This window comes from Asanoa sp. WMMD1127 (genome assembly GCF_029626225.1).
Classification (GTDB): Bacteria; Actinomycetota; Actinomycetes; order Mycobacteriales; family Micromonosporaceae; genus Asanoa.
The window spans coordinates 3,016,527-3,035,690 of the sequence record NZ_JARUBP010000001.1 but is presented as its reverse complement, the minus strand read 5'-3'; the positions used below and the strand labels follow the sequence as shown (position 1 = coordinate 3,035,690).

Sequence of the window (19,164 nt, the reverse complement as noted above, 5' to 3'; positions counted from 1 at the left end):
TTTGATCTGCGCCGACCGAAGGTCGGTGCTTCGGCAAGCCCAGCTCGGCCTGGGTAGGTTGGTGCGGTGGGGCGCAGTGTCTATATCGCGGGTTTCGGTGAAGGCGGCGGCAAGTCGACGGTGGCGCTCGGGCTGGCCGAGCTGCTGTCCCGGCAGGTCGGCCGGATCGGGGCGTTCCGGCCGCTGGTGACGCGGCCGGGGCAGGATCCGATCCTGGACCTGCTGCGCCGCCGCTACGAGATCTCGTTGCGCGCCGAGGACCTGCACGGCGCGACCTACGCGGAGGCGGCGGCGCTGGTCGCGGCCGGCCGCCGCGAGGAGCTGTTCGCGCGGATCGTCGAGCGCTACCGGGCCGTCGAGCGGCAGGTGCCGGCGATGGTGGTGATCGGCAGCGACCTGGAGGACAGCGACGACCCGCGCCAGCTCGGCTTCAACGCCCGACTGGCGACGGAGCTGGGCAGCGTGGCCGTCGCGGTGGTCGACGGGCAGACCGACGACCCGGCGTCCGCGATGAGCACCGCGTACCACAGCCTGACCGACCTGGGCGCCACCGTGCTGTCGGTGATCGCCAACCGGGCGCCGGCCGGGGTCGTCCCGCCCGCGTTACCCGTGCCGGCCTACGTGATCCCCGAGGTGCCCACCGTCTCCGCGCCCACGGTCGGCGAGGTCGCCACGGCGCTCGGCGCGACGGTCCTCTCCGGCGACGCCCGCGCCCTCGACCGCGACGTGCTCGACCTGGTCGTCGGTGGCGCGCACGTGCCGGCGTTCCTCGACCACCTGACCGACGGCTGCCTGGTGATCACCCCAGGCGACCGGGCCGACCTGCTGGTCGCCGCGTCCACCGCGCACGCCAGCGGCCTGGTCGCGGTGGCCGGGCTGATGCTGACCCTGGGCGAGCGCCCCGACCCGCGGGTGATGCGGCTGATCGACCGGCTCGACTCCGGGCTGGCCGTGCTCTCGATCGAGTCCGACAGCTACCACACGGTGGCGGCGGCCTCCCGGATCGAGGGGCGGCCGAGCGCCACCAGCCCGCGCAAGGTCGAGGCCGCGCTCGGCGCCTTCGAGTCCCATGTGGACACCGCCGCGCTGGCCGACCGCCTGCAGGTGGCGCGGTCGTCGCGGGTGACGCCGCTGATGTTCGAGTACGACCTCATCGACCGCGCCCGCTCCGCCCGCCGCCGGCTGGTGCTGCCCGAGGGCACCGAGGAACGGATCCTGCGGGCGACGGAGATCCTGCTCCGGCGCGGCGTCGCCGACCTGACGTTGCTGGGCGCCAAGGACGAGATCGCCCGCCGGGTACGCGAGCTCGGCGTCGACATCACCGGCGCGTCCGTCGTCGACCCGGCCACCAGCCCCTGGCGCGACGAGTTCGCGGCGACCTACGCGGGCCTGCGCTCGCACAAGGGCGTGACGCTGGACCTGGCGCACGACGTGGTGGCTGACCCCAACTATTTCGGCACGCTGATGGTGCTGGCCGGGCAGGCCGACGGCATGGTCTCCGGCGCCACCCACACGACGGCCGCGACGATCCGCCCGGCGTTCGAAGTGATCAAGACGGTGCCCGGCGTCTCGGTGGCGTCGAGCGTCTTCTTCATGTTGCTGGCCGACCGGGTGCTGGTCTACGGCGACTGCGCCGTCAACCCGGATCCCGACGCCGCGCAGCTGGCCGACATCGCGCTGTCCAGCGCGGACACCGCGGCCGCGTTCGGCATCGAGCCGAGGGTGGCGATGCTGTCCTATTCGACCGGCACGTCCGGCGCGGGCGCCGACGTCGACAAGGTGGCGGCGGCCACGGCGCTGGTCCGCGAACGCCGCCCGGACCTGCCGGTCGAGGGCCCGATCCAGTACGACGCGGCCATCGACGCCGGGGTGGCGGCGACCAAGCTGCCCGGCAGCTCGGTGGCCGGCCGGGCGACGGTCTTCATCTTCCCGGACCTCAACACGGGCAACAACACCTACAAGGCGGTGCAGCGCTCGGCCGGCGCGGTCGCCGTCGGCCCGGTGATGCAGGGCCTGCGCCGCCCGGTCAACGACCTCTCCCGCGGTGCGACGGTCAAGGACATCGTCAACACGGTGGCCATCACGGCCATCCAGGCGGCGGCCCGGTGACCCGCGTCCTCGTCCTCAACTGCGGCTCGTCATCGCTCAAGTACCGCCTTTTCGAGGGCGACGCGGCGGTGGTCGCCAGCGGGATCGTGGAACGGATCGGGGAGGACGAGCCGGGCGCGCCACGGGACCATGCCGAGGCCCTCTCGACGGCCATGGCCGGGCTTCCGCTCGAGGGGCTGACCGCGGTCGGGCACCGGGTGGTCCACGGTGGACTGACGTTCACCGCGCCGGCCGTTGTCGACGACGCCGTGCTGGCCGCGATCGCCGAGCTCGTGCCGCTGGCGCCGCTGCACAACCCGGCCAACCTGGCGGGCATCGAGGTCGCCCGGGCGCTGCTGCCGGGCGTACCCCAGGTGGCGGTCTTCGACACCGCCTTCCACCGGACGCTCTCCCCCGCCGCCAGCACCTACGCGATCGACGCGGCGACGGCGGAGCGCTACGGCATCCATCGCTACGGCTTCCACGGCACTTCGCACGCCATCGTGTCGCGGCGCACGGCGGCGCTGCTCGGCCGGCCGCTCGCGGAGGTCAACACGGTCACGCTGCACCTCGGCAACGGCGCGAGCGCCTGCGCGGTCGAGGGCGGGCGCAGCGTGGCCACCTCGATGGGGCTGTCGCCGCTGGAAGGGCTGGTCATGGGCACCCGCAGCGGTGACCTCGACCCGGCGATCATCTTCCACCTGCACCGGGTCGCCGGCCTGCCGCTGGGCGAGATCGACGATCTGCTCAACCGGCGCAGCGGGCTGGCCGGGCTGGCCGGCGTCAACGACATGCGTACGCTGCTGGCCCGCCGCGCGTCCGGGGACGGTGCCGCCGCGCTGGCGTTCGAGGTCTACTGCCGACGGATCCGCTCCTACGTCGGCGCCTACTACGCGCAGCTCGGCCGCCTGGACGCGATCACGTTCACCGCGGGCGTGGGTGAGAACGCGCCGGCCGTACGCGCGGCGGCGCTGGCCGGCCTCGACCGGCTCGGGATCGTGGTGGATCCGGTCCGCAACGACGCGCCCGACCGCGGGGCGCGTGTCATCTCGCCGCCGGACGCGCCGGTGGCGGTGTGTGTGGTGCCGACCGATGAGGAGTGGGAGATCGCCCGTCAGACGCTGGGGGTGGTCGCTCCGTGAGGCCTACGTCAGGGCGAAGACCAGCACGATGATCACGATGACCGCGAGGGCCAGGCCGCCGATGATCAAGGGCATGCGGTTGGGCGCCGCCGCGGGCGCGGGTTCGGGGCTGGTCGCGGGAGTCTCCTGGCGGGCGGCGAAGGCGCGGAAGGCCTCCGTGTTGCCGCTCGGGTCCCGGTAGTCGTCAGACATGCCGACGACCATAGCGAACCGCATCGACCGCCCCAAACACCGAAAAGGCTGACGTCTGTCCGGTTCCCAGCACTTACCGTGTGCTCATGGTGGGAAGGCGGTCGGCGTTCGCAATTTTGGCGTTGCTGCTTCTCTTTGCCATTTCGGCCTTCGTCCCGGGCGTGGCCCCGGGCGGCGCGGCGGCCGACGCGCCCGGCCGCTACGCGGTGGGCCTGCGGATCCTGGCCCTCGCCCGGGGCCCGGATCGCCCGCTGCCCACGCTCGTCTGGTACCCGGCGGCCGCACGCACCGGCGCGGTCACCCGCGACGCGGCGTTCGCTGAGGGCCGCTTCCCGCTCGTCGTGTTCAGCCACGGCCTGCAGAGCCGCCCGGAAGACCACGTGCAGCTGACCACCCGGTGGGCCGCCGCCGGCTTCGTGGTGATCGCCCCGGCCTATCCGCACACCAAGAAGAACGCCCCGGGCTACACCCGCGCCGACCTGGTCAACCAGCCGGCCGACGCGTGGGCGGTGGTGCAGGCGGTCAGCCGCCTCGACACGAACCCCGGCGACCCGTTCGCCGGCCACCTGGACACCGGTGACGTGGTGGCGGCCGGGCACAGCGGAGGCGCGTACACCGCGGCCGCCATGTTCCAACGCGGCCACTCCGCGCGCCTCAAGGGCGCGATCATCATCGCCGGCGCCCGCCCCCGCTTCGAGTTCGGCGGCCCACCGGCAGCGATGCTCTTCATCCACGGCGACGCCGACCCGACGGTCCCCTACGCCACCGGCCGCGCCGTCTACGCTCGCGTGCCGTGGGACAAGGGCTTCATCACGCTGCATGGCCTCAACCACGGTTCCTACCTGAGCCCGGGCCGGTCCGGGTTCAATGAAGTCATGACGTCGACCACGGACTTCCTGCGCTGGCGCCTCGACGGCGACAAGAACGCCCGCTGTGCCCCGGGCCCGCTCCGCGCCGCCTTCGGCGCCGACCGGCCCCTCTGCGGATGACGCGGGACTCTTCCCCGGGTTCAGCTGCGGCAGGTCGGTGGTCGTTCCTGGGTTTCTGCGCGTCCGCTCTACGGACCGGGTCTGCGAGGGCGAACCGGGCGGCTGTGGTGGTCGCAATCGGTGCTGCGTTGGTCGCGGGGTGTTCGACGGCGACGCCGCCGCGGGCGCCGGCGTTTCGGACTCCGACGGCTTCGGCTTCGCCGGGCGCCGTGTCGGCTCCGCCCGCCGCCCCGGGCCGAGCGCCGGCGCGGACGTTCGAGGTCGGCGTGCGCGAACTCGATCTTGTCCGGGACGGGCGGGAGCTGCCGACGACCGTCTACTACCCGGAGGGGGCCGGGCGGTTCCCGGTGGTGCTGTTCAGCCACGGGCTGGGTGGTCGACCGGTCGACTACGCGCCGCTGCTGCGGCGGTGGGCGGCGGCCGGGTTCGTCGTCGCGGCGCCGGCTTATCCGCACACTAGCGGCGACGCGGCGGACTACGACGTGCTCGACGTGGTGAACCAGCCGGCCGACGCGTCGTACGCCATCGGGAAGGTTCTCGCTCTCGACGCGCGGCGGGGTGACGCGCTCTTCCACCGGCTCGCCACCGATCGGGTCGCGGCGGCCGGGCACTCGGCGGGCGGCATCACCACCGTCGGGCTGTTCACGCTGGCCCGCGACGCGCGGCTGGACGCCGGGATCGTGCTGTCGGGCAACTCGCTCGGGGCCGGCACCGGGTTCCGCGGCACGGCGGCGCCGATGCTGTTCGTGCACGGGGAGCGCGATCAGACCATCTCGTACGCCTCGGGCAAGGCCGCTTTCGACGCCGTGCCGTGGCCGAAGGCGCTGCTGTCGTTTCCCGACGGCGACCACGGCACGACGCTGCTGCGCGACGGTGGCACGTCGTTCCAGGTGTTGACGGCGACGACGACCGAGTTCCTGCGGTACGCGCTGTATGGCGACCCGGCCGCGAAGTCACGCATCCCGCGGGCGGCCGCCCGGGACGACGTCGCGCAGCTCGACGACCAGCTCTAGACGCGCCGCGACGGGGTCCGATGTGGACCCCGCCGCGTTCGCGTGCTGCAGTTACTTGACCGGCTTGCGGTTGTCGGCGAACAGGTTGGTGCTGTTCTGCCAGCTGAGGCCGGACTGCGTGGGCCGCGCGATCACGCCGTAGCGGAAGTTGCGGCCGAACAGGTTGTCGCGGAACACGATGCCGGAGCCGTTGAGGTCTTCCCGCACACCGATCGAGTAGTTGCCGCCGTTGCAGTAGTTCTGCTCGTACAGCAGGTTGGTGACACTCGGGCCGGTGGTCGAGCCGATCATCAGGCAGGCGTTGAACGGGTCCTTCGTGTCGGGGTTGTACGCCTCGATGGTGTTGTGGCGCACCACGATGTTGGAGCCCGCGGTGGTCTGCATCGCGTCGTTGTGCGAGCCGGAGGCCCGGGTCAGGTGGTGGATCCACGAGTCGATGACCTGGCTGTTGTTGCCCAGCCGCGGGCCGTCGATGGTGTTGAAGATCTCCACCTTCTTGAGCGTGTAGCCGCCGCAGCACACCGTCGCCGAGTTCTTGCCCTGGCCGTCGATGGTCACGTTCTCGACGAGCAGGTTGGCGCTGGCGTCACTCACCCTGATCGAGTAGTTGCTGCCGCAGCTGATCTTCGAGTTGCGGATGACGACGTTCTTGGCGTTGACCGTCACGCAGCCCTTGATGTCGAGGCCGCTGACCACCTGGCCGGCCTTGGACAGGGTCAGCCCGCCGGATGCCTTGAGCGCGGTGCCGTCGGGGACGCCCGTGTTGCTCGGGCCGGGGAACGAGCTAGGGATGCCCGGGCCCTGGCCACCACCGGCGGGCGGCGGGTCGACCGGCTTCGTCGGTTTCGGGTCCGGCTTGCTGGTCGCGCTCGGGGTCGCCGTCGGGGTCGGCTTGGCGGTCGGCGTCGGGGACGTGCCCGGCACGGGTTTGGTCGGCGCACTCGGCGCCGTGACCCCGCCGTCGACGTTGACCGCCTTGCCGTTCCACGTCGAGTCGATGATCGTCGCGGGGGCGGCGTCGGAGAACATGAAGCCGTTGCGGCAACCCTGCAGCTGGACCCGAACGGCGGTGTAGTTGCCGAAAACGATGCCGTTGGTCTTGCTTTCCTGACACACGATCGTCGTGTCTTCAATGCGGGTGCCGTCCGCGCCTTCGAACACGCGGACCGAGTGATAGCCACCGTAACGAATGGTGGAATTTCGGATGGTGACGTTGTCAGCCTTTACGTACACGTATCCGTTGATCGTCTGCCCGTCGATGACGGTGCCCGGTTTGGTCACCGTGACCGACCCGGACTTCGCGACCGCCACGCCGACGCCCGCGGCACCGAGGCCGAGCGTGGTCAGCGCCACCAGCAGAGCGCGCCCGGGCCGCCGGAGGCCGAAGCGCCCTCCGGAGGTGCGCGGTGCTCGTCGGGTGCCTTTGTGCGCTGCCGAAAACATCGAAATCTGACTCCTTTTGGAGAGCTTTCCGTGGGTGCCACCGCGGAACGGAGCCGACTTTACCGGCCGCACGAGAACCCGCAGACGGACAGAAAATCCGCTGTCGATCAATCCTTTAGTGATCCTTAAGAACCCCTGTGAACACCCTTATATGGCCGATTACAGTTCGCCCATAGCCAGCATTTGTCCGATTTGAACGCTCCTAAAAGTCCGGTTTCTCGCCAGCCGAGATTTGGGCATGTCCGCGCACGTGAGAGTGATCCATTTGCCCAGGTCCGGGCCTCGGCGAGTAGTTGATCAGACATGTCCCGAGCGTCGGGCGCCTTGACCGGTGACCGGCCAGCTCGCGGAAGGCCGACATTCAGTGCGTTGCGCGGAGGCGCCTGGGGCGCCGCGCGTCGCCCTCGTGGCCTCGCGTCGCGGCCTCGCAGATGGCGCGTCGTCGCAGGCCGGGCTGTCGGGCGGCGGCAAACCCGCTCGCCGAGCGCGTGATGGTGGCGGAAGAATGCGGCTTCGTGCGTGACCGACCAGCGGCGCTGGACGAACGGGACCTGATCGCCGCGCTCGAGAGCGGCTGGAACCTGCGGATCCGCGCGATCCGATACCTCCCCGTCGGCGCGGGCAGCTACCACTGGTCCGTGGACACCCACGACGGCCAGACGTGGTTCGCGACAGTCGACGACCAAGGCCTGGACGACGACGCCTTCGACCTGCTCGACCGCGCGTTGACCACCACGACGACGCTGAGCCAGGTCGCGGCCCTCGACTTCGTGGTCGCCCCACTCACGGCGACCAACGGCCAGCCAACCCGGCGCATCACACCGCGATACGCCCTCTCCGTATACCCGATGATCGACGCCGCCCCGGTCGGGCAGTTCGGCCGACACGCGCCAAGCGACCTCCCCGCGGTGGTGGACATGGTCGCAAAACTCCACCTCGCCACCGCCACGGTCACCGACGTCGCTCCCCGCGCGGACACCGCGATCCCCGGCCGCGACCGCCTGGAGCAGGCGATGGCCGAGACCGACCGGGCATGGCACTCAGGCCCCTACGCCGAACCGGCCCGCCACCTCCTCGCCGCCCATGCCGACCACGTCAGGGCCCGGCTCACCGACTTCGACCGCCGCACCGCGCAGGCCGGCGCCACCCTCGTCATCACCCACGGCGAGCCGCACCCCGGCAACATCCTCCGGACCGCGACCGGCCTGAGGCTGGTCGACTGGGACACCACCCGCCTCGCCCCGCCCGAGCGTGACCTGTGGATGCTCCTCGACGAGAAGGAACCAGAGCGGGACCTGCTGGCCCGCTACACGAACGCCACCGGCCTGACCGTCGACCCGACCACCCTCGCCCTCTATCGCCGCCGCTGGGCACTCGCCGACATCGCCGCCTTCGTCGACGACCTGCGTCGCCCGCACGGCGACAGCGAAGACCCAGCCGCCGCCCTGCACCACCTCGGGAGCTATCTAGACGCGGCCACCTAGTCGGATCGTCCAGGGGTCGACGGCCACCGTGCGTAGGTGGGAGCCGGTCCATGGATCGGCGGCCAACGTCGACGCGACGGACTCAGCCGACTCGGCCTTGACGGCCAGCGCCACCCGAACGTCGTCAGCCAGCGGACCGCCCAGCACGACCACGCCGGCAGCGACCAAAGCGTCCATGAACTCGGCGTGCGCGGGAAAACCGTCCTGAGCCTCCAACGGCTGCCCGGCCTGCCACCGCGGCCCGGCCCGCTCCCGCATCACCAGAAACATCGCCATACGTCGAACCCTAGGCCCGCCGTACGACAGGAATTGCCAGAGATTGGCAACAGCGAAGGACTAGCGCCCCGTCCGGCGGGTGACCAGCCGGATCGTCGCCCGCCCGTCGGCCACCTCAGCGCTCGCCGAGCTGGTCAACGCCGTCAGCACCTTCCACGCGAACGAGCTTTCCGCAGGCAGCCGGGCCCCGCGCGTCGTCGGCACCGTGACCTCGACCGACAACTCGTCGTCGGTGACCGCGAACCGGCACTCGAGCTCCGCGTCGGATGTCGCGACGACCAGGAGCATCGCGCAGGCCTCGTCGACGGCGATCCGCAGGTCCTCGATCTCGTCGAGGGCGAACTGCAGGCGGGCCGCGAGGGTGGCGGTCGCGGTGCGGAGCACGCCGAGGTAGCCGCCGTCGGCGGGCACGCTGAGCAGCACGACGTCGTCGTCGAGCGCTTCGGGTTGCGTAGTCATCTGGCTCACCGGTTGCGGACTCTACCGAATCATTGCGAAATGAGCTCCGGCCGGCACCCTCTTGTGGGTACCGGCCGGGACAGCTGTATATCCAAGCCCGGTCAGGCCTGCTTGGTCTCCCAGAAGATCTTCGCGATCTCGTCGATCTTGGCCAGCAGCTTGTCGCCGGTGGCCGGGTCGACCGACTCCTTGGTGCCGGCGCCACCCGCGAGCTTGGTGGCCTCGTTGAACAGTTGGTGCAGCTGCGGGTACTTCTCGAAGTGCGGCGGCTTGAAGTAGTCGGTCCAGAGCACCCACAGGTGGTGCTTGACGAGCTCCGACCGCTGCTCCTTGATGATCAAGGCGCGGGTGCGGTAGACCGGGTCCTCGTTGGCCTGGTACTTCTCCTGAATCGCTTTGATCGACTCGGCCTCGATGCGGGCCTGCGCCGGGTCGTAGACGCCACACGGCAGGTCGCAGTGCGCGCTGACCACCGTTCGCGGCGTTAGGAAGTTAGGAAGTCGCATCAGGACTCCTCCAAGGGAAGACTTACGATGATCCTCGCTGAGGACATTACCCCCGGTGGTGCTCGGAAACCTCGCGGAGGTCCGTTCGTGGCGTCACTTTTCGCCGCTCTCGTACGCGGTCCGTCGATGGCGCCCACGCTGCGTGACGGAGACGCGGTGCTGGTCCGGCGCGGCGGCCGTCCCGTCCGTCCCGGCGAAGTCGTCGTGGCCACTTTCCGCTCGCGGCCCGACCTGCTCGTCGTGAAACGCGCCGTGCGAAAAGCAGACGGCGGCTGGTGGCTCCAGGGCGACAACGAGTTCGTCACCGACGATTCCCGTGCGTACGGCGTCGCCGACGTGCGCGGACGGGTACTGCTCCGATACTGGCCGCGCCCGTCCCGGCTCCGGCCAAGGATTATGCTCGACACTTAGCGGGCAACCCCCGCGTGCTTCGCCGGTCACCGCTGACCTCGCGTCAAGCCGGCACCTCTCTGCCGGCTCACCTTCGACGCGATTTGGAGCACAGCAATGTCCGCAGAGTCCACAGACGATCCAGTTTTCCGACTGCACCGCGGCGGCAAGATGGCGGTCGCCTCCACCGTCCCGCTGACGAGCCGCGACGACCTGTCGCTGGCGTACACCCCGGGTGTGGCCCGGGTCTGCGAGGCGATCGCAGCGGACCCCGCGCTGGTCGACGACTACACCTGGGTCTCTCACACGGTCGCCGTCGTGACCGACGGTTCGGCGGTCCTCGGCCTCGGCAACATCGGCCCCCGCGCCGCGATGCCGGTGATGGAAGGCAAAGCGGTGCTGTTCAAGCAGTTCGGCGGCGTCGACGCGGTGCCGATCTGTCTCGACACACAGGACATCGACGGCATCATCGACACAGTGACCGCGCTGGCGCCTAGCTTCGGCGGCATCAACCTCGAGGACATCAGCGCCCCCCGCTGCTTCGAGATCGAACGCCGCCTCGACGAGGCGCTGTCCATCCCGGTCTTCCACGACGACCAGCACGGCACGGCGATCGTCGTGCTCGCCGCCCTGCGCAACGCCGCCACCCTGCTCGAACGCAAGCTCACCGACCTGCGCGTCGTGGTCAGTGGCGCCGGCGCGGCCGGCATCGCGGTGAGCAAGATGTTGATCGCGGGCGGCGTCAACCCGGCCGAGGTGCTGCTCGTCGACTCGCGCGGCATCCTGCACTCCGACCGCCCCGACCTGGCCGCTCCGGCCGCGGTCGCCAAGGCGGAGATGGCCGCGCTGACCAACCCGCACCGCCGCGCGGGCGGCATCACCGAAGCGCTGTCGGGCGCCGACGTCCTGATCGGCGTCTCCGGCGGCGAGATCCCCGAGCCGGCGGTGGCCGCCATGGCCCCGGGCGCGATCGTGTTCGCCCTGGCCAACCCGACCCCAGAGGTCCACCCCGACGTCGCCTCCCGGCACGCCGCCCTCGTGGCGACCGGCCGCAGCGACTTCCCCAACCAGATCAACAACGTGCTGGCCTTCCCGGGCGTCTTCCGCGGCGCCCTGGATGCCCGCGCCACCCGCATCACCGAGGGCATGAAGGTCGCCGCCGCCGACGCCATCGCCGGTGTCGTCGCCGACAACCTGCACCCCGACGCCTTCGTCCCGTCCGCCCTGGACCCACGCGTGGCCCCGGCGGTCGCGGCCGCGGTCGCCGAAGCCGCCCGCCGCGACGGCGTCGCACGCGCATAACGGTCAAGAGCCGGCTTTCCCGGGCCCGTCGGGGGCACGACCGTCGCTCCCGCCGGGGACCGCTCGCTCCGCTTCGCTGCCAGGTCCGCGGTGGCACAACCACCGCGGACCTCGGCGCACCCACCACAGAGGACCGCGGCGCAAGTCAAAGAGAGCGGCGCCGACAAGCGACCGCTCGCGCGCGTCCTCCCTCGGCGGACGAAGAAGGCACGGACCCGGCAACGAGCTCGCCCACGTTTCACCGCCGGGGCCGGGCGACGGCGGCACCGCCCGACCGCCGGCCACCAGCCGCGTACGCCAGCCGACGGGCGGACGAAGGTGGCCGCCAACCAGCCGGCCAACCACCGCTCGCGCACGCTTCAGCGTCGTGGCTTTGCTCTGCAGCCAAATACGCAACACCCTCGCCGCGAGGCGTTGCGTATTTGGCTGCAGAGCAAAGCCGCCAGCACACCCCCAGGCCACGACCCGCGCGTCGGGCCGAGGCAGCGGCTAGATTCCTAGCCATGCGCGCTGCCTATGCCACCCGGTTCGACGACGCCAACCCGCTCGACGCGCTCGCCGTCGGTGACCAGCCCGAGCCCGAGCAGCGCGACGGCTGGACCACCGTCGAGGTGCGGGCCAGCTCGCTCAACCACCACGACCTCTGGTCGCTGCGCGGTGTCGGCCTGCGCGAGCAGCAACTCCCGATGATCCTCGGCTGCGACGCCGCCGGCATCGCGCCCGGTGGTGAGGAGGTCGTCGTGTACCCGGTGATCCCGACGCCCGGGGATCCCCGCGGCTACACCCTGCTGTCCGAGCACTTTCCGGGCACGTTCGCGGAACGCGTCGCCGTACCCGTCGAGAATCTTGTGCCCAAGCCCGCCGATCTCGACTGGGCCGACGCCGCGTGCCTGCCGACGGCGTGGCTGACCGCCTATCGGATGCTGACCACCAAGGGGCGCGTCGACGAGACCGAGGCCGTGCTGATCCAGGGCGCCGGCGGCGGGGTAGCGACGGCCGCGGCGCTGATCGCGCTGGCGATGGACAAGCGGGTCTACGTCACCAGCCGCGACGCCGACAAGCGCGAGCGGATCGCGGCCCGGGGCGTGACCGCGCTGGAGCCGGGGGCGCGGCTGCCCGAGCGGGTCGGTGTGGTGATCGAGACGGTGGGCGAGGCGACGTTCGAGCACTCGCTCAAGGCGAGCGCACCGGGCGCCCGGATCGTGGTGTCCGGCGCGACCTCGGGTCACCTGCCCAAACTCGACCTGCGCCGGGTGTACGCCATGCAGCTCGAGATCCTCGGCAGCTCCATGGGCACGCCGGGCGAGCTGGCCGCGCTGTTGGCGTTCTGCGCCGACAAGGGCATTCGGCCGGTGGTCGACGAGGTGATCGGCTTCTCGGAGGTCGAGCGGGCCTTCGCGCGTCTCCACGAGGGAGACGTGTTCGGCAAGATCGTGCTAGATCACACCCGCTAGGCCTATCCGACGCCCAGGGCGCGGGTGCTCGCCGGCGCCAGCAGCAGGCCGCAGACGCCGAGCCCCAGCGCGATCAACAGGAAGCCGAGCCAGGCCAGGCCGCCCTGGATCATGTAGTAGCCGACCGCGCAGAGCATGAGCTGCAACACGATCGCGGGGCCGCGCGCTCCGGCCCGGCCTTGGCCGAGGGTGCGCCCGAGCAGGAACAGCGCCACGGCGCCCAAGGCGGCGAAAACGGTGAGCATGGCGGCCGACGCGAGGCCGACCGCGTCGGCGGTCAGCAGCTCGTACGCCAGATAGGCGGTGAGGCCGACCATGCCGGCGCCTTCCGCGAACAGCAGCCAGACCGCGGCGCGGAGGGTCGTCGGCGCGGGCTCGGCGGGGGTGTCGGACACGCGGCCACGATACCGCCGTGCCGCGCGACACAGCCGCTGGGCGGCGAGAAGGCGCACGGAGGGTGACCGCACGCGGGTACAGTCCGCCACATGCGGGCCTTGTTGGTGGTCAACCCGAAGGCCACCACGACCTCCGAACGCAGCCGCGACGTCCTGATCCGCGCGCTGCGCAGCGCGGCCGACCTGCGGGTCGAGTTCACCCGGCGACGCGGGCACGCGGTGACGCTGGTGCGCGACGCGGCCCTGCACGGTGTCGACGTCGTAGTCACCCTCGGTGGGGACGGAACGGTCAACGAGGCCGTCAACGGTCTGATGGGCGCGCTGGGCGAACTCCCGATGATGGCCGACACGGCGCCGGCCGACCGGCTGCCGGCGCTGGCCGTGGTGCCCGGCGGGTCGACGAACGTCTTCGCCCGGGCCATCGGCCTTCCGAAGGACTGGGTCGAGGGCACCGGCGTGATACTCGAGGGGATGCGCGCGGGCCGTTTCCGCACCATCGGGCTGGGGCGCGCGGACGATCGCTACTTCACTTTCTGTGCAGGCTTCGGGCTCGACGCGGCGGTCATCAGGCGGGTCGAGCGGGCCCGATCCCGGGGCCGGGTGTCGACCGCGCCGCTCTATCTGCGTTCTACGGCGAGTGAATATCTGGCCACCGATCGGCGCCACCCGGCGATCTCGCTCGAACGCCCGGCCGAGACGGCGATCGATGAACTGGCCACCGTGATCATCCAGAACACCACCCCGTGGACCTATCTCGGCGATCGGGCCGTAAGCCCCAATCCGGACGCGTCGTTCGACCTCGGACTTGACGTGCTGGCCATCCGTCAGCTAGCGGTGGCCAGTGCGACACGGACAGTTACCCAGATCCTGTCGCCGCGATCCAATCCGCATGGTCGGCAAGTTGTCCAACTCCACGACATCCACGAATTCACCCTGCTCGCGCGCCGTCCCGAAGCCTTCCAGCTCGACGGCGACTATCTCGGCGAGCGGGAAAAAGTCAGATTTACCTCCGTGGCGCAAGCGCTGAGAGTAATCTGCTGAGGAGCGGGTACGGGGTGTCCGGGCGCCGATTTTGGCAGCCGCAGGGGTGACACGTGCCGGAAATGCCAGTAATGTGGCCCGGACCGTACTACATTGATTGCGGCTGGCGAAATCCGGGTGCTGGGCACATGCTCGAAATCCGGACAAAGGGGTCGTGACCTTGCTCACCCGCTCAGACTTTTTCGCGGCGTCCCCCTTGACATCGCGACAGTTCGTGAAAGTATTCACAAGCGAAAACGAGTTACGGGAACGTTGCCTGCGAGCACTCAGCGAGCACCCTCGGCGCCGTTCCTCAGGGCTAGTCGCCTGCCCACGTGCTGCCGCCGTGGCGGATGCTCACCGTCACGGACTGCAACGCGCGCGCATATAAAGATCCACCCGCAAATTGTTTGCCATCGCAGAACGAGGAGTGTTGCCGCCATGGACTGGCGCCACCATGCTGCCTGCCGCGACGAGGACCCGGAGCTGTTCTTCCCGATCGGGACGTCCGGTCCGGCTCTGTTGCAGGTCGAGCAGGCCAAGGCCGTCTGCCGGCGGTGCTCCGTGACCGACCAGTGCCTGCAGTGGGCGCTGGAGTCCGGTCAGGACGCCGGCGTGTGGGGCGGGATGAGCGAGGAAGAGCGGCGCGCCGTGAAGCGCCGCGGCGGCCTGCGGGTCCTGCGCGCTCACTCCGCCTGATCAAAGCACCAACGCAAGGACGCCCCGGTTTTCCGGGGCGTCCTGCGTTTTCCCGGCGACTGGTCATACGGACGTCGCGGCCCGTTAACCCGAAGTTTCCCGGGTCCACGGTGGTCCGGACCGACGCTCCCGCCGGGGACCGCTCGCTCCGCGTCGCTGCCAGCTCCGCGGTGCGTTAGGAACGGACCGTTCCTCTGCGGAATGCGTTAACAACGGGCCGTTCCTTGCTCTCACCGGACGCTGGCCACCGTGCAGGTGCCGCCGGGTGCTGGTGAGTCCAGTGAGGTCGTTTCCTCGACGCGGATCGTCTCGCCGGAGGGGACGTTCCAGGCCGCCGCGGAGTCGGTGTCGACCAGGTGGCCGTCGGCGTCCCGGTATTCGACCTCGATGTGGGCCGACCTGGTGTCCGCGCCCATGTTCTGCACGGTCAGCACCACCTTGCCGGTCTGTCCGGTCAGGTCGCACTCCGCCACCTCGACCACCATCTGCGCCGCCCGGGCCCGGTTCTCCCGGTCGCCGAGCCAGATGAACAGCGTCACCAGGCCGAGCAGGCCGATGATGGTCACCGCGCCCGGCAGTGTCGTGTAGAACGGGGGCTTCGTCGGCTGCCCCGCCCCGGATGACATGTCGCTCGTCACGGCCGGAAGGTATCCCCGACCAGGGCCGGCGCCGCGCAATCACTCCAAAGTGGGCACCGGCGGGTCAGGCCGCGTGGGCCAGGTCACACACCGGCTCGCGGGCCGTCGCCGTGCGGGCCACCACCAGGCGCGCCAGCTCCGGCGCGCCGCCCAGCGGCTCGGCCAGGATCGTCGCCCCGGCGGAGCGGGCGGCCGTGACCACGGCCTCGTGCAACAGGCCCGGGGCAAGGAAATAGGACGAGACCGCGATGTGGCGCGCCCCACGCGCTCGCAGCGCCGCCACCGCCTCGTCGCCGGTCGGCGCCGCGGCCGACGCGTACGCCACCTGGCACGGCACCCCGCCCAACTCCACCGACAAGCTCCGCGCCACCGTCTCCACAGTGTCGCGCGCCGCCGCGTCCCGCGTGCCCGCCGCCGCCAGCACGACGCCGTCGAGCGGCGCCGCGTCCGGCGACCACACGCCCGCCGCGGCCGTCGCGGCCAGCAGCCGGCGGTGCAACGCGGCCAGCAGCAACGGGTCCGGCACACCGGCGACCGGGCCGAGCACGTCGGCCAGCGCCACCGGCATCCGCAGCCCCGCGGCCCGCGCGTCCATCAGCGCGGCCGGGATGTCGACGCGTCCGTGATAGGCCGAGGTCAGCAGCAACGGCACCAGCGTGGCCCGCGCGGCCCCGCTCGCCTCCAGCTCCAGCAGCACGTCGGCCGGCCGCGGACCCGCGTGGTCGAGGAACGACAGACGCACCGGCGTGCCGGGGCGGGCACGGCGCACGGCCGCGGCCAGCGCCGCGTTGGCGCGCGCGGCGCGCGGGTCGCGGCTGCCGTGCGCGACCAGCACCAGCGGGCCGGTCGCGGCAGGGAGCCAGACGCGGAGACTCATACGTGCAGACCGCACTCGGTCTTGTCGAACATCGCCCACCGGCCCGCCCGCGGATCCTCGCCGGCCTTGGTGCGCCGGGTGCACGGCCAGCAGCCGATCGAACCGTACCCCTGCTTGAACAGCTCGTTGACCGGCACGTTCCAGCGCGAGATGTAGGAGTCGACGTCGGCCTGGCTCCAGGCGGCAATCGGGTTGACCTTCACCTTGCCGCGCTTGGGATCGAAGGCCACCACCGGCGTGTTGGCCCGGGTCGGCGACTCGTCGCGGCGCAGGCCGGCGGCCCAGGCGTCGTAGTCACCGAGCGCCCGCTCCAGCGGCTCGACCTTGCGCAGGAAGCAGCACTCGTCGGGGGCGCGGTTGAACAGCCGCGGGCCGTACTCCCCGTCCTGTTGGCCCACCGTCATCCGGGGCCGGATCGACCGCACGTTGACCGGCAGGGTGCGGGCGACCGTGTCACGCACCTTGAGCGTCTCCGGGAAGTGCAGGCCCGTGTCGAGGAACACCACGTCGACGCCGGGTGCCACGCGGGACACCAGGTGGGCGACGACGCCGTCGGCCATCGAGCTCGTCACGCAGAAGTGCGGGCCGAACGTCGACGCGGCCCAGCGCGCGATCTCCAGCGCGGGCGCGCCTTCCAGCTCCCGGCCCGCCTCGTCGGCGAGCGCCTTGAGCTCGTCGGCCGAGCACCGGCCGGTGGTGGGCCGCGCGGCGCCGCCGAGCGACACCAGCCCCAGGCCGGACGCGTTGACGGTTGTCATCGGGTCACCTCACCTCTTCCGTCAGCGGAGTTGGAGCGGAGTTGGACACGCCGGCCGCACGCAGGCCGAGGAACTTCACCGAGAAGACCCGCTGGCACCCGCGGCACTCCCACGCGCCGTGCGACTCCTCGTGGGGGCGCAGGTCCTCTTCGGCGCAGTACGGGCAGTACATGGGCGCGGCCCGGGTCTCGGAGCTCACCGCAATGCCTCCTCGTCGACCCGGAGCACCCACTGGGCGAACGCCTCGTCGGGGCCGGACCGGTCAGCGAGGTAACGGCGGGCGAGGCGCTCGACGTACGCCGGGAGCTCGTCGGCCGTGGTCTTGAGGCCGCGCAGCTTGCGGCCGAAACCGGCGGTCTGGCCCTGCGCCATGCCGAGCCCGCCGCCGAGGTGCACCTGGAACCCTTCGACCTGGCGGCCGTCGGGGCCGACCACCAACTGTCCTTTGAGGCCGATGTCGGCGGTCTGCGTGCGGGCGCAGGCGTTCGGGCAGCCGTTGATGTTGATGGTGATCTCGGCGTCGATGTCGCCGAGCCTTTCCTCCAGCCGGGCCACGAGCTCCTGGCCGCGGGCCTTGGTCTCGACGATGGCCAGCTTGCAGTATTCGATGCCGGTGCAGGCCATCGTCGCGCGCCGCCAGCTCGACGGCCGGGCCTCGAGCCCGATCCCGCGCAGCGCCGTCACCAGCGACTCGGTGCGTTCGGCGGGCACGTCCAGGACGAGCAGCTTCTGGTACGGCGTGAGGCTGACCCGCCCGCTGCCGTGCGCCTCGACGACGTCGGCCAGCGCCGCGAGTTGTGAACCGGAAACGCGACCCACGACCGGCGCGGCCCCGACGTAGTAACGCCCGTCGCGCTGCTCGTGCACGCCGATGTGGTCGATCGGCTTGTCCGGCAGCACCGGCGCTGGACCGTCCACAAGCGACCGGCCGAGGTATTCCTTCTCCAGCACCTCGCGGAACTTCTCGATGCCCCAGTCGGCGACGAGGAACTTGAGCCGGGCCCGGTGCCGCAGCCGCCGGTAGCCGTAGTCGCGGAAGATGCCGACCACGCCCGACCAGACCTCGGGCACCTCGGCCAGCGGCACCCACACGCCGAGGCGCTTGGCCAGCATCGGGTTGGTGGACAGGCCGCCGCCGACCCAGAGGTCGAACCCCGGGCCGTAGTCGGGGTGCTCGACGCCGAGAAACGAGATGTCGTTGACCTCGTAGGGCATGTCGGCGAGCCACGACACCGACGACTTGAACTTGCGGGGCAGGTTGGAGAACTCCTTGCTGCCCACGAACCGCTCGACGATCTCGTCGATGGCCGGCGTCGGGTCGAGCACCTCGTCGGCGGACACGCCCGCGACCGGGCTGCCGAGCACGACCCGGGGGCAGTCGCCACAGGCCTCGGTGGTCTGCAGGCCGACCGCCTCGAGCCGCCGCCAGATCTCCGGCACGTCCTCGACCCGGATCCAGTGCAGCTGGATGTTCTGGCGGTCGGTGATGTCGGCCGTGTCGCGACCGAACTCGGCGGAGATCTCGGCGATCACCCGGAGCTGTTCGAGGCTGAGCTGGCCGCCGTCGACGCGTACGCGGAGCATGAAGAACTCGTCCTCGAGCTCGTGCGGCTCGAGCACCGCGGTGCGACCGCCGTCGATGCCGGCCTTGCGCTGGGTGTAGAGGCCCCACCAGCGGAAGCGGCCGCGGAGGTCGGCCGGGTCGATCGAGGCGAAGCCGCCGTGCGCGTAGATGTTCTCGATCCGGGCCCGCACGTTGAGCGGGTCGTCGTCCTTCTTGGTGCGCTCGTTGGCGTTGAGCGGCTCGCGGTGCCCGAGAGCCCACTGGCCCTCGCCCCGGGCGCGGCGGGGCGTGCGGGCTGGGGTGCTGCTGACCGCCATCGCGGCGTTCCTCCGAAGGGTTGACCTACGGCGCGTCGCGCGAGCGGGAAGACACAGAAATGCCCGGCGCGGACGCGCCCGGACGTGAGTCGGGCGTCGTCAGTGAGCCGGACACATGGCACTGCGAACGCGGCCGTAGTCGACGTGGCGGCGGACCG

21 protein-coding genes are annotated in these 19,164 nt (G+C 71.2%); 10 read left to right on the top strand and 11 right to left on the bottom strand.

Translation table 11 applies throughout. From position 1 onward, the window contains the following. Positions 1-66: 66 nt before the first annotated feature. On the top strand, positions 67-2,109 hold the full coding sequence (gene pta / locus O7635_RS14545) for a phosphate acetyltransferase (protein WP_278080946.1): 2,043 nt from the start codon (positions 67-69) through the stop codon (positions 2,107-2,109). Further along, positions 2,106-3,230 (top strand): acetate kinase, encoded by a 1,125-nt coding sequence (locus O7635_RS14540; RefSeq protein WP_278080945.1) that lies wholly within the window; start codon positions 2,106-2,108, stop codon positions 3,228-3,230. Before pta ends, O7635_RS14540 begins: the two co-directional genes overlap by 4 nt. Before the next feature lie 3 nt (positions 3,231-3,233). Here the strand turns inward: O7635_RS14540 and O7635_RS14535 are convergent, their stop codons facing one another. Then, positions 3,234-3,422, bottom strand: a complete 189-nt coding sequence (locus tag O7635_RS14535; protein WP_278080944.1) for a hypothetical protein — start codon at positions 3,420-3,422, stop codon at positions 3,234-3,236. An 86-nt stretch (positions 3,423-3,508) separates the two neighbouring features. Between O7635_RS14535 and O7635_RS14530 the strand changes: the two genes are divergently transcribed. Both O7635_RS14530 and O7635_RS14525 read left to right on the top strand, forming a co-directional pair. Beyond that, positions 3,509-4,411, top strand: a complete 903-nt coding sequence (locus O7635_RS14530) for an alpha/beta hydrolase (RefSeq protein WP_278080943.1) — start codon at positions 3,509-3,511, stop codon at positions 4,409-4,411. A 266-nt stretch (positions 4,412-4,677) separates the two neighbouring features. Beyond that, positions 4,678-5,424: a dienelactone hydrolase family protein gene (locus tag O7635_RS14525; RefSeq protein ID WP_278080942.1), complete on the top strand. Its 747-nt coding sequence runs from the start codon at positions 4,678-4,680 to the stop codon at positions 5,422-5,424. A 51-nt stretch (positions 5,425-5,475) separates the two neighbouring features. On the opposite strand, the gene O7635_RS14520 is transcribed toward O7635_RS14525, so the two are convergent. Next, complete coding sequence (locus O7635_RS14520; RefSeq protein WP_278080941.1) at positions 5,476-6,777, bottom strand: hypothetical protein; 1,302 nt, start codon at positions 6,775-6,777, stop codon at positions 5,476-5,478. A 605-nt stretch (positions 6,778-7,382) separates the two neighbouring features. On the opposite strand from O7635_RS14520, the gene O7635_RS14515 reads away from it, so the two are divergent. Then, the gene (locus tag O7635_RS14515; RefSeq protein WP_278080940.1) at positions 7,383-8,351 is read left to right on the top strand and encodes a phosphotransferase; all 969 of its coding nucleotides are present in this window, start codon (positions 7,383-7,385) and stop codon (positions 8,349-8,351) included. On the opposite strand, the gene O7635_RS14510 is transcribed toward O7635_RS14515, so the two are convergent. The 3 genes from O7635_RS14510 to sodN all read right to left on the bottom strand — a co-directional run bounded on the left by O7635_RS14510 (position 8,334) and on the right by sodN (position 9,592). Beyond that, positions 8,334-8,627 carry a hypothetical protein gene (locus O7635_RS14510; RefSeq protein WP_278080939.1) on the bottom strand — a complete coding sequence of 98 codons (294 nt, stop codon included), beginning with the start codon at positions 8,625-8,627 and terminating at the stop codon, positions 8,334-8,336. The genes O7635_RS14515 and O7635_RS14510 overlap by 18 nt on opposite strands. Positions 8,628-8,687: 60 nt before the next feature. After that, complete coding sequence (locus O7635_RS14505; RefSeq protein ID WP_278080938.1) at positions 8,688-9,086, bottom strand: anti-sigma regulatory factor; 399 nt, start codon at positions 9,084-9,086, stop codon at positions 8,688-8,690. A gap of 101 nt (positions 9,087-9,187) precedes the next feature. Beyond that, positions 9,188-9,592: a superoxide dismutase, Ni gene (sodN, locus tag O7635_RS14500; RefSeq protein ID WP_278080937.1), complete on the bottom strand. Its 405-nt coding sequence runs from the start codon at positions 9,590-9,592 to the stop codon at positions 9,188-9,190. An 87-nt stretch (positions 9,593-9,679) separates the two neighbouring features. On the opposite strand from sodN, the gene O7635_RS14495 reads away from it, so the two are divergent. The 3 genes from O7635_RS14495 to O7635_RS14485 all read left to right on the top strand — a co-directional run bounded on the left by O7635_RS14495 (position 9,680) and on the right by O7635_RS14485 (position 12,738). Then, positions 9,680-10,003: a S24/S26 family peptidase gene (locus tag O7635_RS14495; protein ID WP_278080936.1), complete on the top strand. Its 324-nt coding sequence runs from the start codon at positions 9,680-9,682 to the stop codon at positions 10,001-10,003. A gap of 96 nt (positions 10,004-10,099) precedes the next feature. Beyond that, a complete protein-coding gene (locus O7635_RS14490) occupies positions 10,100-11,284 on the top strand; it encodes an NADP-dependent malic enzyme (protein ID WP_278080935.1) in 1,185 nt (394 codons plus the stop codon). Between the two features lie 503 nt (positions 11,285-11,787). Beyond that, positions 11,788-12,738 (top strand): zinc-binding dehydrogenase, encoded by a 951-nt coding sequence (locus O7635_RS14485; RefSeq protein ID WP_278080934.1) that lies wholly within the window; start codon positions 11,788-11,790, stop codon positions 12,736-12,738. A gap of 2 nt (positions 12,739-12,740) precedes the next feature. Here the strand turns inward: O7635_RS14485 and O7635_RS14480 are convergent, their stop codons facing one another. After that, complete coding sequence (locus O7635_RS14480) at positions 12,741-13,133, bottom strand: hypothetical protein (protein WP_278080933.1); 393 nt, start codon at positions 13,131-13,133, stop codon at positions 12,741-12,743. Positions 13,134-13,223: 90 nt separating this feature from the next. On the opposite strand from O7635_RS14480, the gene O7635_RS14475 reads away from it, so the two are divergent. Both O7635_RS14475 and O7635_RS14470 read left to right on the top strand, forming a co-directional pair. Beyond that, on the top strand, positions 13,224-14,174 hold the full coding sequence (locus O7635_RS14475; protein ID WP_278080932.1) for a diacylglycerol kinase family protein: 951 nt from the start codon (positions 13,224-13,226) through the stop codon (positions 14,172-14,174). A 420-nt stretch (positions 14,175-14,594) separates the two neighbouring features. After that, positions 14,595-14,852 carry a WhiB family transcriptional regulator gene (locus O7635_RS14470; protein WP_203703244.1) on the top strand — a complete coding sequence of 86 codons (258 nt, stop codon included), beginning with the start codon at positions 14,595-14,597 and terminating at the stop codon, positions 14,850-14,852. A gap of 230 nt (positions 14,853-15,082) precedes the next feature. Here O7635_RS14470 and O7635_RS14465 read toward each other — a convergent pair whose 3' ends face one another. The 5 genes from O7635_RS14465 to O7635_RS14445 all read right to left on the bottom strand — a co-directional run bounded on the left by O7635_RS14465 (position 15,083) and on the right by O7635_RS14445 (position 19,006). Further along, positions 15,083-15,490: a hypothetical protein gene (locus O7635_RS14465; RefSeq protein ID WP_278080931.1), complete on the bottom strand. Its 408-nt coding sequence runs from the start codon at positions 15,488-15,490 to the stop codon at positions 15,083-15,085. A 64-nt stretch (positions 15,491-15,554) separates the two neighbouring features. After that, entirely contained in the window at positions 15,555-16,367 is an 813-nt protein-coding gene (locus tag O7635_RS14460; protein ID WP_278080930.1) for a CbiX/SirB N-terminal domain-containing protein, read from the bottom strand. Beyond that, on the bottom strand, positions 16,364-17,125 hold the full coding sequence (locus O7635_RS14455) for a phosphoadenylyl-sulfate reductase (RefSeq protein ID WP_278080929.1): 762 nt from the start codon (positions 17,123-17,125) through the stop codon (positions 16,364-16,366). Before O7635_RS14455 ends, O7635_RS14460 begins: the two co-directional genes overlap by 4 nt. Before the next feature lie 4 nt (positions 17,126-17,129). Next, positions 17,130-17,324, bottom strand: coding sequence for a hypothetical protein (locus tag O7635_RS14450; RefSeq protein WP_278085687.1), 195 nt, complete (start codon positions 17,322-17,324; stop codon positions 17,130-17,132). Then, positions 17,321-19,006 carry a nitrite/sulfite reductase gene (locus O7635_RS14445; protein ID WP_278080928.1) on the bottom strand — a complete coding sequence of 562 codons (1,686 nt, stop codon included), beginning with the start codon at positions 19,004-19,006 and terminating at the stop codon, positions 17,321-17,323. The genes O7635_RS14450 and O7635_RS14445 overlap by 4 nt, the downstream gene beginning before the upstream one ends. Between the last annotated feature and the right edge of the window lie 158 nt (positions 19,007-19,164).

Coding starts and splice junctions, on each gene's coding strand:
- O7635_RS14490 (WP_278080935.1), top strand. CDS start 10,100: ATGTCCGCAGAGTCCACAGACGATCCAGTTTTCCGACTGCACCGCGGC.
- O7635_RS14460 (WP_278080930.1), bottom strand. CDS start 16,367: ATGAGTCTCCGCGTCTGGCTCCCTGCCGCGACCGGCCCGCTGGTGCTG.
- O7635_RS14485 (WP_278080934.1), top strand. CDS start 11,788: ATGCGCGCTGCCTATGCCACCCGGTTCGACGACGCCAACCCGCTCGAC.
- O7635_RS14535 (WP_278080944.1), bottom strand. CDS start 3,422: ATGTCTGACGACTACCGGGACCCGAGCGGCAACACGGAGGCCTTCCGC.
- O7635_RS14530 (WP_278080943.1), top strand. CDS start 3,509: ATGGTGGGAAGGCGGTCGGCGTTCGCAATTTTGGCGTTGCTGCTTCTC.
- O7635_RS14510 (WP_278080939.1), bottom strand. CDS start 8,627: ATGGCGATGTTTCTGGTGATGCGGGAGCGGGCCGGGCCGCGGTGGCAG.
- sodN (WP_278080937.1), bottom strand. CDS start 9,592: ATGCGACTTCCTAACTTCCTAACGCCGCGAACGGTGGTCAGCGCGCAC.
- O7635_RS14470 (WP_203703244.1), top strand. CDS start 14,595: ATGGACTGGCGCCACCATGCTGCCTGCCGCGACGAGGACCCGGAGCTG.
- O7635_RS14445 (WP_278080928.1), bottom strand. CDS start 19,006: ATGGCGGTCAGCAGCACCCCAGCCCGCACGCCCCGCCGCGCCCGGGGC.
- O7635_RS14505 (WP_278080938.1), bottom strand. CDS start 9,086: ATGACTACGCAACCCGAAGCGCTCGACGACGACGTCGTGCTGCTCAGC.
- O7635_RS14455 (WP_278080929.1), bottom strand. CDS start 17,125: ATGACAACCGTCAACGCGTCCGGCCTGGGGCTGGTGTCGCTCGGCGGC.
- O7635_RS14475 (WP_278080932.1), top strand. CDS start 13,224: ATGCGGGCCTTGTTGGTGGTCAACCCGAAGGCCACCACGACCTCCGAA.